Here is a 12,719-nt window from a genome sequence, read left to right as displayed (position 1 = left end):
CCCCCCACCCACTCGCGAGGACGTAAGCCTGGCGCTACCTGTGGGGCTGGGACCTGGTCTTTAATGGTTTAGACCAGTACCGGGAGCTTGGCCTAGACCTTTAGGGGTGTCAAGGGTGTATAAGAAGTGCACTCGCGTCCGTTATCGGACCGACACCTGAGGGAGGGCGACGAGCCGTGACCGGACCGTGCCACCATGTGAGCCGCGACAGACGGAGGAGCCGGTGACGGCAGCAACGCAGCAGTCGGGAAGGCGGGCCATGGGCGCCGACGGGGGCAGAGTGACGAGCGAGACCGGTGCGGGCGCGGGTGCGCGTACGGCACGCGTCCCGAAGTACTACCGGCTCAAGAGCCATCTCCTCGACATGACGGACACGATGCCGCCCGGCACCCCGGTGCCGCCCGAGCGGACCCTGGCGGCGGAGTTCGACACCTCGCGCACCACCGTGCGCCAGGCCCTCCAGGAACTGGTGGTCGAGGGCCGGCTGGAACGCATCCAGGGCAAGGGCACCTTCGTTGCCAAGCCGAAGGTCTCCCAGGCCCTGCAACTCACCTCGTACACCGAGGACATGCGCGCACAGGGGCTGGAGCCCACCTCCCAGCTGCTGGACATCGGGTACGTCACGGCGGACGACACGCTCGCCGGGCTCCTGGACATCACCGCGGGCGGCCGGGTGCTGCGGATCGAGCGGCTCCGACTCGCCAGCGGTGAGCCGATGGCCATCGAGACCACCCACCTTTCGGCCAAGCGCTTTCCCGCGCTGCGCCGTTCACTGGTGAAGTACACCTCGCTCTACACCGCCCTGGCCGAGGTGTACGACGTCCGGCTCGCCGAGGCCGAGGAGACCATCGAGACCTCGCTCGCCACGCCGCGCGAGGCGGGACTGCTCGGCACGGACGTGGGCCTTCCGATGCTCATGCTGTCCCGGCACTCGATCGACGGGGACGGTGAACCGGTGGAGTGGGTGCGCTCGGTCTACCGGGGCGACCGGTACAAGTTCGTGGCCCGCCTGAAGCGTCCCACCGACTGAGACGTCTTGGACCTCCGGCGCCGCTGATCCCCCTGTCGCACACAGGGGGATCAGTCATTTCGGGCGACACCGGACCGTTGCAGGACCGCAATGCGGACGGGGGGTGACGGTGGCCGGGACTCTCGCTTAGATTTCCTGCGCATTACACCAGGTGATCAGCGAGGGGACGGAGTCGCCACATGCCAGAAGAAACCGGTGCACACCCACCGACAGCACCGACAGCACCGGCAGCACCGGCAGCACCGGCAGCACCGGCAGCACCGACGGTGACACCCGCCAGGGTGGTCATCGCGCTCTGCCTGATCGCCCCGTTCGTGGCGATGCTCTGGGTGAGCTCGTACGCGAAGGTCGAACCGACCTTCATCGGCATCCCGTTCTTCTACTGGTACCAGATGCTCTGGGTGCTCATCTCGACCGCGCTGACCATGATCGCGTACAAGCTGTGGCAGCGTGACCAGCGCGCCCGCAAGGGGGGTGCCTCCGCATGAAGGACGGCGTCAACGGCGTAGCGCTCGCCGTATTCATCTTCTTCTTCCTGGCCGTCACGGTCATCGGTTTCATGGCCGCGCGCTGGCGCAAGGCCGAGAACGAGGCGAGCCTCGACGAATGGGGCCTGGGCGGAAGGTCGTTCGGCACCTGGGTCACATGGTTCCTGCTCGGCGGTGACCTCTACACGGCGTACACCTTCGTCGCGGTCCCCGCGGCGATCTACGCGGCGGGAGCGGCCGGCTTCTTCGCCGTCCCCTACACGATCCTCGTCTACCCGCTGATCTTCACCTTCCTGCCGCGCCTGTGGTCCGTCTCGCACAAGCACGGCTACGTCACCACCTCGGACTTCGTCCGAGGCCGGTTCGGCTCGAAGGGGCTCTCGCTGGCGGTCGCCCTCACCGGCATCCTGGCCACGATGCCGTACATCGCGCTCCAGCTGGTCGGCATCCAGGCGGTGCTGGACGTCATGGGAGTCGGCGGCGGCGAGAACACGCACTGGTTCATCAAGGACCTGCCGCTGCTGATCGCTTTCGCCGTCCTCGCCGCGTACACGTACTCCTCGGGTCTGCGGGCGCCCGCACTCATCGCGTTCGTCAAGGACGGCCTGATCTACCTGGTCATCGCGGTGGCCATCATCTACATCCCGATCAAGCTCGGCGGCTTCGACGACATCTTCGCCAAGGCGGGCGAGGCGTTCTCGGCGAAGAACGACGCCGCGGGGAAGCCCGTCGCGGGCCTCGTTCCCGGGGACATGGGCCAGTGGGGCTACGCCACCCTGGCACTCGGCTCGGCGCTGGCGCTGTTCATGTATCCGCACTCGATCACGGCGACGCTCTCCAGCCGCAGCCGCGAGGTGATCCGGCGCAACACCACGATCCTGCCGCTGTACTCGCTGATGCTCGGCCTGCTGGCCCTGCTCGGCTTCATGGCGATCGCCGCCGGCGTCAAGGTGGACAACGGCCAGCTGGCGATCCCGCAGCTGTTCGAGAACATGTTCCCCGACTGGTTCGCGGGCGTGGCCTTCGCCGCGATCGGCATCGGCGCCCTGGTGCCGGCCGCGATCATGTCGATCGCCGCGGCGAACCTCTTCACCCGCAACATCTACAAGGACTTCATCAAGCCCGACGCCACCCCGGCCCAGGAGACCAAGGTCTCCAAGCTGGTCTCGCTGCTGGTCAAGGTCGGCGCCCTCGTCTTCGTCCTCACCATGGACAAGACGGTCGCGATCAACTTCCAACTGCTGGGCGGCATCTGGATCCTCCAGACGATGCCGGCCCTGGTGGGCGGTCTGTTCACCCGGTGGTTCCACCGCTGGGCCCTGATCGCCGGCTGGGCGGTCGGCATGCTCTACGGCACGCTGGCCGCGTACGGCGTCGCCAGCCCGTCCCAGAAGCACTTCGGCGGCTCCTCCAAGGAGATCCCCGGCATCGGTGAGATCGGCTACATCGGTCTCACCGCGTTCGTGCTGAACGTCGTCGTCGTGGTCGTGCTGACCTTCGTCCTGAACGCGCTGAAGGCCCCGGCCGGCATCGACGAGACCTCCCCGTCCGACTACACCGCGGACGTCGGCGACCCCGGCGTCCAGGAGAAGCTCCCGCCGGCCACGGTGGGCGCCCCGGGCGGTCACTGACCCATGGCGTCACCCGAGCACGACGCGGCCCCGGCAGGGTCGAACGACCCTGCCGGGGCCGCCTTGCGCACCGAGCCGGACCGGGGAGGCCCGGCACCACGGCCCGACACGCGGGGGCGCCGCACCGGCCCTCTGCGGCAGACTGCGCCCATGGACGTATCGATCAGACCGGTCCGGCCCGCCGAGCACGAGGACCTGGGCGAGATCACCGCCAGGGCGTATCTCGACGACGGGCTCCTGGACTTCGGGGCCGAGGACCCCTATCTGGAACAGCTCCGCGCGGTGGAGCGCCGGGCGGCCGAGGCCGAGGTGCTGGTCGCGGTGGATGCCGGGGACCACGTGCTGGGTGGTGTCGCCTACGTACCGCCCGGGAGCCCGTGGGCCGACATCGCCGGTGACGGCGAGGCGGAGTTCCGGATGCTGGCCGTCTCGCCGGACGCCCGTGGACGGGGGACGGGCGAGGCGCTCGTACGGGCGTGCGTCGACCGGGCACGCGCCGCCGGAGGGCTCTCCAGGATCGTCCTGTCGACGCACCCGGCCATGCTCGGCGCACATCGGATCTACCGGCGCCTGGGCTTCGTGCGGACCCCGGAGCGGGACTGGAACCCGCTGCCCGGCGGCCCTCCCCTCCTCACGTACCGTCTGGATCTCTGACCTTCACGACACAACATGTGGGGGCTTCTTCAATCAGCAGCCCCCACATGTATGCTCGACCTCGCTGTCGCCGCAGGGGAATCCGGTGCGAATCCGGAACTGTCCCGCAACGGTGTGATCGGTGCGCTTTCGTGCACCGCGGAGTCCGAGGACCTGTCGACAGTGCGTCCGGCTCGACCGAACCGGGCGCCGAGACGTCCGGGCCCCGCGGAGGGCCGGTGGACGCCGTGCGCCGTGCCGCCCCGCCCCGGGCGCCGCCGTGTCCGGCTGCCCCGCTCCCGCAGGCCCAGAGCCGAGCGAGGGATAGCCCCAGTGACCATCGCGCCAGCCGATCCGGTTTCAGCAGCGGAATTCGAAGGCCGCACGACCGACGCGCCCGGGACCGCGCTCCTGCGTACCCTGACCGGTCTCACCGCCGATCTGCCCGACACCGACCCCGGACGGGTCGCCGCCGCCGCGCTGCGCGGCCGCAACGCCCGGTCGGACGAGGCGGAGCTGCGCTCGCTGGCCACCGAGGCGGCCGCCGGCCTGATCTCCGAGGACCCTGCCTACTCCCGGCTCGCCGCCCGGCTCCTGACCCGGGCCATCGCGGACGAGGCGGCCGGTCAGGGCGCGGTCTCCTTCTCGGCCTCGGTCGCCGTCGGACACCGCGAGGGCCTGATCGCGGACCGCACCGCCGAGTTCGTCACGCTGCACGCGGACGCGCTGGACGCCCTGGTCGACCGGGCGCTCGCCGACGGCGCCGACGACCGCTTCGGCTACTTCGGCCTGCGGACGCTGCACAGCCGGTACCTGCTGCGCCACCCGCTCACCCGCGAGGTCGTCGAGACCCCGCAGCACTTCATGCTGCGGGTGGCCGCCGGGCTCGCCGAGGACACCTCCGAGCACGCCCTGGGCGAAGTCGCTTCGCTGTACGGCCTGATGAACCGGCTGGACTACCTGCCGTCCTCCCCCACGCTCTTCAACTCCGGGACCCGGCACCCGCAGATGTCCTCCTGCTACCTGCTGGACTCCCCCAAGGACGAACTGGACTCGATCTACGACCGCTACCACCAGGTGGCGCGGCTCTCCAAGCACGCGGGCGGCATCGGTCTGTCGTACTCCCGCATCCGTGCCCGGGGTTCACTCATCCGGGGCACCAACGGGCACTCCAACGGCATCGTGCCGTTCCTGAAGACGCTGGACGCCTCGGTCGCGGCCGTGAACCAGGGCGGCCGGCGCAAGGGGGCTGCCGCCGTCTATCTGGAGACCTGGCACACGGACATCGAGGAGTTCCTGGAGCTCCGCGACAACACCGGTGAGGACCAGCGTCGTACGCACAACCTCAACCTGGCGCACTGGATCCCGGACGAGTTCATGCGCCGGGTCGACGCGGACACCGGCTGGTCGCTGTTCTCCCCCGCCGATGTGCCCGAGCTGGTCGACCTGTGGGGCGAGGAGTTCGACGCCGCCTACCGCGCCGCCGAGGCCAGGGGCCTGGCCCGCAAGACCATGCCGGCGCGCGAGCTGTACGGCCGGATGATGCGCACGCTCGCGCAGACCGGCCAGGGCTGGATGACGTTCAAGGACGCCTCCAACCGCACCGCGAACCAGACCGCCGAGCCGGGCCGGGTCGTGCACTCCTCGAATCTCTGCACGGAGATCCTGGAGGTCACCGACGACGGCGAGACGGCCGTCTGCAACCTCGGGTCGGTCAACCTGGGCGCGTTCGTCGAAGGCGGCTCGATCGACTGGGAGCGGCTGGACGCCACCGTCCGCACCGCCGTGACCTTCCTCGACCGGGTCGTGGACATCAACTTCTACCCGACGGAGCAGGCCGGGCGCTCCAATGCCCGCTGGCGGCCGGTGGGCCTGGGCGCCATGGGCCTCCAGGACGTCTTCTTCCAGCTGCGCCTGCCCTTCGACTCCCCCGGGGCCCGCGCGCTCTCCACGAAGATCTCCGAGCGGATCATGCTCGCCGCCTACGAGGCGTCCTGCGACCTCGCCGAGCGGTCGGGCCCGCTCCCCGCCTGGTCCGAGACCCGGGCCGCGCGCGGGGTCCTGCACCCCGACCACTACGCCACCGAGCTGAACTGGCCTGAGCGGTGGGACGCGCTGCGCGCCCGTGTCGCGAAGACCGGCATGCGCAACTCCCTGCTGCTCGCCATCGCGCCGACGGCGACGATCGCCTCGATCGCCGGGGTGTACGAGTGCATCGAGCCGCAGGTCTCCAACCTCTTCAAGCGCGAGACGCTCAGCGGAGAGTTCCTCCAGGTCAACGCCTACCTCGTGGACGAGCTGAAGAAGCTCGGCGTCTGGGACGCCCGCACCCGTGAGGCGCTGCGCGAGGCGAGCGGCTCCGTGCAGGGCTTCGCCTGGATCCCCGAGGACGTGCGGGCGCTGTACCGCACGGCGTGGGAGATCCCGCAGCGCGGTCTGATCGACATGGCGGCGGCGCGTACGCCGTTCCTCGACCAGAGCCAGTCGCTGAACCTGTTCCTGGAGACGCCGACGATCGGCAAGCTCTCCTCCATGTACGCGTACGCCTGGAAGCAGGGGCTGAAGACGACGTACTACCTGCGTTCGCGCCCGGCGACCCGGATCGCCCGCGCGGCGTCGGGCAAGGCCGCCGCCTCCGCCCCCATTCCCGTACAGCAGGCGTCGTCGCCCGACGCGGACGCGATCGCCTGTTCTCTCGAGAACCCCGAGTCCTGCGAGGCCTGCCAGTAATGAGCACATCCGAGAACAAGAACCTGCTCGACCCGGGCTTCGAACTGACCCTGCGCCCCATGCGCTACCCGGACTTCTACGAGCGCTACCGGGACGCGATCAAGAACACCTGGACGGTGGAGGAGGTCGACCTCCACTCCGACGTCGCCGACCTGGCGAAGCTCTCGCCGGGTGAGCAGCACATGATCGGCCGGCTGGTGGCGTTCTTCGCGACCGGCGACTCGATCGTCTCCAACAACCTCGTGCTGACGCTGTACAAGCACATCAACTCGCCCGAGGCCCGGCTCTACCTGTCGCGGCAGCTGTTCGAGGAGGCCGTGCACGTCCAGTTCTATCTGACGCTGCTCGACACCTACCTGCCCGACCCGGAGGACCGTGCGGCCGCCTTCGACGCCGTCGAGGAGATCCCCTCGATCCGGGAGAAGGCCCAGTTCTGCTTCCGGTGGATGGACTCGGTCGAGAAGATCGAGCGGCTGGAGACGAAGGCCGACCGCCGTCGCTTCCTGCTCAACCTGATCTGCTTCGCCGCGTGCATCGAGGGGCTGTTCTTCTACGGGGCCTTCGCCTACGTCTACTGGTTCCGCTCGCGCGGCCTGCTGCACGGTCTCGCCACGGGCACCAACTGGGTGTTCCGTGACGAGACGATGCACATGAACTTCGCCTTCGAGGTCGTGGACACCGTCCGCAAGGAGGAGCCGGACCTCTTCGACGACGAACTGGAGCAGCAGGTCACGGACATGCTGCGGGAGGCGGTCGAGGCGGAGCTGCAGTTCGGCCGGGACCTGTGCGGCGAGGGCCTGCCCGGTATGAACACCGAGTCGATGCGCCAGTACCTGGAGTGCGTCGCCGACCAGCGGCTCACCCGGCTCGGCTTCCCGGCGCTCTACGGCTCGGAGAACCCGTTCTCCTTCATGGAGCTCCAGGGCGTCCAGGAGCTGACGAACTTCTTCGAGCGCCGGCCCTCCGCCTACCAGGTGGCGGTGGAGGGGTCCGTCGGCTTCGACGACGACTTCTAGGCCTTCGCCCAGGACCTCGTGCGGGGGCGCCGCGCGGCCGTGAACGGCTGCGCGGCGCCCGCCGTTTCCGGGGCCCGCGCCTCCCCGACCCGTTGCGCCTCTCTCAGCGCGCGGTCGATCCGGCGCTCCCGTGCCAGTCCGGCGAGCGCGGGCAGCAGGACGAGGGTGAAAAGTGCGGCTATGGACAGGTAGCTCAGGAATGTGTTCATGGCTCCACTGTCGTCGCTCCGGCGCCATCAGGGCAGTGGCAGGACTGTCGCACAGCATCGAATTACTGCCACACTGGCGTCATGCTGAACAATGTCGCGGTCCTGTTGCTCGACGAGGTCCACCCCTTCGAACTCGGTGTGTTGTGCGAGGTGTTCGGACTCGACCGGTCCGAGGAAGGGCTGCCGGTGCAGGACTTCGCCGTGGTCTCGGCGAAGGGACAGACCCTGAGGACCCACGCCGGATTCACGATCAGCACCCCGCACGGGCTGGACCGCCTGGAGGAGGCCGACCTCGTCGCCGTGCCGGCCGGCAGCAGCTTCGCGGACCGGGAGTACCCCGAGGAGATCCTGGAGGCCCTGCGCCGGACCGTGGCGCGCGGTGCGCGGGTGCTGAGCGTCTGCTCCGGCGCGTTCGCCCTCGGCGCCGCCGGACTCCTGGACGGCCGCCGCTGCACCACTCACTGGCGGCACGCCGAGACACTGGCCCGGCGCTTCCCGAAGGCTGTCGTGGAACCGGACGTGCTCTACGTGGACGAGGGTCCGGTCATCACCTCCGCGGGCACGGCTGCGGGGATCGACGCCGCCCTGCATCTGGTCCGCCAGGCGCACGGACCCGCCGTCGCGAACGCGATCGCGCGCCGCATGGTCGTCCCCCCGCACCGGGACGGCGGGCAGGCGCAGTACGTGAAACGGCCGCTGCCCCGCACGCGGTGCGACACGGTCGGAGGCACCCTGGCCTGGATGGAACACCATCTCGACCAGGAGATGACCGTCGAGCAGCTGGCCGACCGGGCCCACATGTCACCCAGGACCTTCGCCCGCCGCTTCCAGCAGGAGACGGGCACCACGCCCTACCGCTGGCTGCTCCGGCAGCGCGTACTGCTGGCGCAGCACCTGCTGGAGACCTCGGACGAGACCGTGGACATGGTCGCGGGACGGACCGGCTTCGGTAACGCGGCGGCACTGCGCCACCAGTTCGTGCGGTCCCTCGGCACGACGCCGAACGCGTACCGCCGCACCTTCCGGGGGCCCTCCGACCTGACCGAGGTGGCCTGAGCGGAGAGCCCCGGGGCCGGTGTCAGATACCGCAGCCGGAGGCCGACCAGAAGTGGCTCGGTCCCTGGTTCACGTGGATGTGGTCGCTGTGGCCGGCGTAGCCCGGGCCGAGGATGCCGTTGAAGCCGTGGTTGCGGGCCTGCTTGGCGATCGTGCACAGCGAGTGCGGACCGGAGCCGAGGTCGACGGCGTCGCCGTACATGTGCCGGCTGTTCGACGCTCCGCCGACCGCCGAGTTGCAGGAGACGGATCGGAAGCCGCTGGTGACGCGGATGGACTGGTCACCGAGTGCGTGCCGGAGTGCCTCCAGCTTCCACATGCTGCTCAAGGCGTTGGCCTTCGCGGTACCCGCCGCGACCTTGCCGCCGGCCCAGGTGCTGTTGCACTTGTTGAGTTCGGGGTAGGTGAAGTGGATCGGGGTGCAGTCGTTGTCCTGGAGCGCGTAGAGCTTCGACTGCGTGGCCGGTCCGGCAACCCCGTCCGCGGCGAGGCCGTAGGCGGACTGGAAGCGCTTGACCGCGGCCTTGGTGGCCGGGCCGAACGAGCCGTCGATGGCCAGGACCGAGTTGTAGCCCGGGTATCCGGACACTCTGATCTGGAGCTGGGTGACATCGTTGCCCGACGCCCCCTCCTGCAGGGTCCGGGTCCAGGTGTAGCAGCCGTCGGCCTGGGCGGTGCCGGCGGTGGCCAGGCCACCACCCACACACGCAGCCATGATCATGACAAATCCGAGCAGTACGCGTGAGGCACGTCGGAACATGGGGTCTCCCTGTCGCGGGGCGGATTGACGGAAGTGAGCCTGTCGGAAGGTATCTACCCGCGTCAACTACGCCTGGGACAACACCTGTTGAAGCTAGGTCCGTCGGACGTGGCTCCCGGCGGGACGAGGACAGGGCCTCACCGGGAAGTCCGGCGGGCCCTGTACTCGTGCGGCGAACGCTCAGTCGTTCGGGACGACCTCGTAGCGCGGGGTGCCCTCCGCCATCTGCTTCAGCGCGTCCTTGCGGTCACGCTTGGAGAGCCGGTCGATGTACAGGTAGCCGTACAGGTGGTCCGTCTCGTGCTGCAGGCAGCGCGCGAAGTAGCCGCTCCCCCGCACCTTCACCGCGTTGCCCCGGGCATCCTGACCGCGCACGACCGCGTAGTCGGGACGCGCGAGCGCGGCGTACGCCGTCGGCACGGAGAGGCAGCCCTCATTGGAGTCGTCGAGGTTGCGCTGATCCGGCGCGAGGTCCTCCAGCACCGGGTTGCAGATCGCTCCGACGTGCCGCACCCCGTCGTCGTCCGGGCAGTCGTAGACGAAGACCTTGCGGTCCACACCGATCTGGTTGGCGGCCAGGCCCACGCCCTCCGCCGTCCGCTGGCTGGCGAACATGTCGTCGATCAGCTGCGCGAGCTCGTCGTCGAACTCCGTGACGTCGCTGCACTCCTTGTGCAGGACCGGGTTGCCGACCACCGTGATCGGGCGGGAGGTGCCGCGCTCGCGGTGCGCCGCCTCGCGCGCCTCGCAGTCCTCGGTGTCCACGAGGAATCCCTCGTCGTCCACACCCGCCTGCTGGTCCGTCTCCTGCTGCGACATGTCCGCCGTACGCCTTCCTGCAACCTGAACCCGTGAGTACCCGCACCCGCATCGGTGCCCGTACAGCCTACGGGCACCTGTCAGCAGACTTCTTCCAGATCCCGCCACTCACGGCTGTCCGGGCTGTCCGCCACCCAGCCGTCCAGCAACCCGCGCACCAGCCCGGCGGGGGCCGCTATGCCGCACTCCCGCTCCGGCACCCACAGGTCGCCGGCGGTGCGGTGACCGAGGGGGCCCGGGTGGCCCGGCTCACTGTGGTCGTGCGGATCCTGGTGCTCGCCGTCGCCCTCGTCGCTCTCCATCCGGCTCTCCGAACACGCGCGGCAGAGCAGCCGTACGGAGGACGACCAGTCCTCGGCGGCGAATCCCGCGTCGGACGCGAGCTGCTCCAGCGCGTCCCTGTCGTCCTCGGTGGCCGCCTCCAGGAGCACCACCCAGGTGGGGACGGGAGAGGGCGCCCACAGCTCGATCTCGTCGAAGACCGGATACGACGGCCCGGCGGCCGTGACCCGCTCGCCGTTCGGCACCCCGTCGTGCAGGACGACCTCGCCCCAGCGCCGCCCCGAGGACGGCAGCGGGATGGAGAGCACCTCCATCCGTGCCGGATCGAGCCTGCGCCCCCAGACGACCTCGGCCTCGCCCTCGGGCGAGAGCCGCACGGCCGCGCTGCCCAGCTCCATGCCCGTGGGCTCGCTGTTGGCCGCCGCGTTGTGCTGCCCGGTGCCCGGCACCTTCAGCCCGTACGCCTGCCAGGCCCGCCGCGCCAGCGGCCAGTCCTGGAGCGCGGTGGCCGCGATCCCGACGTTCCACCAGTCCGGGGCTCCCGACTCACGGTCGAGCAGGGCGACGGCCCGCAGTCCCGCGGCCCTCGCCTGTTCCCAGTCGTGCCGGAACTTGTGCAGCAGCGCCAGATTGAACCAGGACTCGGAGAGCCAGGGCTCCAGATCCGCCGCGCGCGTCAGCAGCGCCCCCGCGTCCTCGTACCGGCCGTCGCCGATCAGCGTGAACGCGCGGTCCGTGGCCTGCCGCCAAGAGGCGGACGGCCGATGCCGTACCTTCCCGAAGATCCTCACGATTCCCGCCTGTCCCGACTGGACACCCTCGTTTTCCGCTCTCCTTCGCATCCAACCATGCCCGGCCGGACGCCCGCTCATTACCCATGGGTTACCCAGCCCCGACCGGGGCCGGACCGCCCCGTGCCAGGACCCTGGCCAGTGCTTCCACCACCTGCGGCTGGTAGTCGTGGCCGGTGCCGAGCCTGAGCTGCTCCAGAGCCCCCAGGGGCCCCTTGACGCCTTCCCCGCACAGGTCGTCGTACGCGTTGACCGCGCGGACGATCCTGGCGGCGGGCTGCTGTTCCCTGTACGGATCGGCCTGCTGCTCCACCACCAGGGCGACCGCGGGGTCCGCTCCGGTCTGCCGGACCACGGCGCCTCCGAGCAGCGCGATCCTGCGCTGCTCGGCCGCGGGGAGCACGGCCGTCGCCCCGTCGGCCACCGGGTCGACCAGCGAGAGCTGGCCGATGTCGTGCATCAGGGCCGCGTACTCCAGCACGGTCAGTTCCGGGCCCGCCAGCCCCATCTCGCGCCCGACGGCCGTCGAGAGATCGGCCACCCTGCGGGCATGCCCGTGCGGGGTGTAGCCCGCGATCTCCGTGGAGCGCGCCAGCGAGGCGATCGTCTGCCGGTAGGTCGTGCGCACGGCGGCGTACCGGCGGAACGACACCTGGGTGAGCAGCAGCGGTACGCACAGGACGGGCAGCGCCCACAGCCCCGCGACGGCGACCCCGAGCGCCATGACCGCACCGGTCGCGCATACGGCGGAGCCGATACCGCTGAGCGCGCGGAGCTCGTCGCGGAGCTGGGGCCCGAAGGGACGGGACGTACCCGCCGCGAGCGCCGCGAGGACGGCGTCGCACAGGGCGGTGAGCACCAGCAGGACGAGCAGGAAGAGCGCGAAGTACGGCCCTTCCCCGAACCAGCGTTCCGACCGGCCCGCGTGGTGGAGCGGCTGGAAGCACAGGGCCGCGAAGGCCACGGCCAGGACGCGGCGGGCCGCCTGGTCCGGCCCGGGGCCGCTGCCGCGCGCCATGTGCGGCACGGAGGCCAGCAGCTGCGCCGCGACGACGACGGTGACGACCTGGAGGACCCCGTGCGCCGTCTCCTGCCCGGCGCTGCGCCCGAGCAGTGCGTACGCGAGTGCCCCGGCCGCCCCCAGGGGCGCGGGTTCGCGCTCACCGGGCAGGGCGCCCCAGCGGGCCAGCTCACCGACGGCGACGAGGAATCCGAAGGCGAGGGCGTGACCGGGCTCGACGACTCCGTTCCACAGGGTGTGCCCGAGCGCCACG

The 12,719-nt window shown here is 70.3% G+C and carries 13 protein-coding genes and 1 riboswitch; of the genes, 7 read left to right on the top strand and 6 right to left on the bottom strand.

Features of this window, described 5'->3' with window-relative positions:
* The first annotated feature begins 259 nt into the window (after positions 1-259).
* Entirely contained in the window at positions 260-1,030 is a 771-nt protein-coding gene (locus B9S57_RS15365) for a GntR family transcriptional regulator (RefSeq protein WP_103516142.1), read from the top strand.
* A 126-nt stretch (positions 1,031-1,156) separates the two neighbouring features.
* On the opposite strand, the gene B9S57_RS35470 is transcribed toward B9S57_RS15365, so the two are convergent.
* Positions 1,157-1,291 (bottom strand): hypothetical protein, encoded by a 135-nt coding sequence (locus B9S57_RS35470; RefSeq protein WP_258036398.1) that lies wholly within the window; start codon positions 1,289-1,291, stop codon positions 1,157-1,159.
* 20 nt (positions 1,292-1,311) lie between these two features.
* On the opposite strand from B9S57_RS35470, the gene B9S57_RS15360 reads away from it, so the two are divergent.
* The 5 genes from B9S57_RS15360 (at position 1,312) to B9S57_RS15340 (ending at position 7,528) form a co-directional block, all read left to right on the top strand.
* Entirely contained in the window at positions 1,312-1,518 is a 207-nt protein-coding gene (locus B9S57_RS15360; RefSeq protein ID WP_103516141.1) for a DUF3311 domain-containing protein, read from the top strand.
* A complete protein-coding gene (gene mctP / locus B9S57_RS15355; protein WP_103516140.1) occupies positions 1,515-3,149 on the top strand; it encodes a monocarboxylate uptake permease MctP in 1,635 nt (544 codons plus the stop codon). Before B9S57_RS15360 ends, mctP begins: the two co-directional genes overlap by 4 nt.
* A gap of 150 nt (positions 3,150-3,299) precedes the next feature.
* Entirely contained in the window at positions 3,300-3,803 is a 504-nt protein-coding gene (locus tag B9S57_RS15350; RefSeq protein WP_103516139.1) for a GNAT family N-acetyltransferase, read from the top strand.
* A gap of 39 nt (positions 3,804-3,842) precedes the next feature.
* Positions 3,843-3,979: riboswitch (cobalamin riboswitch) on the top strand.
* Between the two features lie 136 nt (positions 3,980-4,115).
* Positions 4,116-6,512 (top strand): ribonucleoside-diphosphate reductase subunit alpha, encoded by a 2,397-nt coding sequence (locus tag B9S57_RS15345; RefSeq protein ID WP_103516138.1) that lies wholly within the window; start codon positions 4,116-4,118, stop codon positions 6,510-6,512.
* Positions 6,512-7,528 (top strand): ribonucleotide-diphosphate reductase subunit beta, encoded by a 1,017-nt coding sequence (locus tag B9S57_RS15340; RefSeq protein WP_103516137.1) that lies wholly within the window; start codon positions 6,512-6,514, stop codon positions 7,526-7,528. The genes B9S57_RS15345 and B9S57_RS15340 overlap by 1 nt, the downstream gene beginning before the upstream one ends.
* On the opposite strand, the gene B9S57_RS15335 is transcribed toward B9S57_RS15340, so the two are convergent.
* Positions 7,525-7,737 carry a hypothetical protein gene (locus tag B9S57_RS15335; protein WP_103516136.1) on the bottom strand — a complete coding sequence of 71 codons (213 nt, stop codon included), beginning with the start codon at positions 7,735-7,737 and terminating at the stop codon, positions 7,525-7,527. The two genes, B9S57_RS15340 and B9S57_RS15335, sit on opposite strands and share 4 nt — an antisense overlap.
* A gap of 81 nt (positions 7,738-7,818) precedes the next feature.
* On the opposite strand from B9S57_RS15335, the gene B9S57_RS15330 reads away from it, so the two are divergent.
* Positions 7,819-8,793: a GlxA family transcriptional regulator gene (locus B9S57_RS15330; RefSeq protein ID WP_103516135.1), complete on the top strand. Its 975-nt coding sequence runs from the start codon at positions 7,819-7,821 to the stop codon at positions 8,791-8,793.
* Positions 8,794-8,815: 22 nt separating this feature from the next.
* Here B9S57_RS15330 and B9S57_RS15325 read toward each other — a convergent pair whose 3' ends face one another.
* The 4 genes from B9S57_RS15325 to B9S57_RS15310 all read right to left on the bottom strand — a co-directional run bounded on the left by B9S57_RS15325 (position 8,816) and on the right by B9S57_RS15310 (position 12,718).
* Complete coding sequence (locus B9S57_RS15325; protein ID WP_103516134.1) at positions 8,816-9,553, bottom strand: D-Ala-D-Ala carboxypeptidase family metallohydrolase; 738 nt, start codon at positions 9,551-9,553, stop codon at positions 8,816-8,818.
* A gap of 180 nt (positions 9,554-9,733) precedes the next feature.
* Entirely contained in the window at positions 9,734-10,372 is a 639-nt protein-coding gene (gene def, locus B9S57_RS15320) for a peptide deformylase (protein WP_103516133.1), read from the bottom strand.
* An 80-nt stretch (positions 10,373-10,452) separates the two neighbouring features.
* Entirely contained in the window at positions 10,453-11,445 is a 993-nt protein-coding gene (locus tag B9S57_RS15315) for a hypothetical protein (protein ID WP_103516132.1), read from the bottom strand.
* A 91-nt stretch (positions 11,446-11,536) separates the two neighbouring features.
* Positions 11,537-12,718, bottom strand: a complete 1,182-nt coding sequence (locus B9S57_RS15310) for an HD-GYP domain-containing protein (RefSeq protein WP_103516131.1) — start codon at positions 12,716-12,718, stop codon at positions 11,537-11,539.
* Between the last annotated feature and the right edge of the window lies 1 nt (position 12,719).

This window comes from Streptomyces sp. SM10 (assembly GCF_002910915.1).
In the GTDB taxonomy this organism is placed as follows: domain Bacteria; phylum Actinomycetota; class Actinomycetes; order Streptomycetales; family Streptomycetaceae; genus Streptomyces.
The sequence above is the reverse complement of the archived record's forward strand: the minus strand, read 5'-3'. Positions and strand labels throughout refer to the sequence as shown.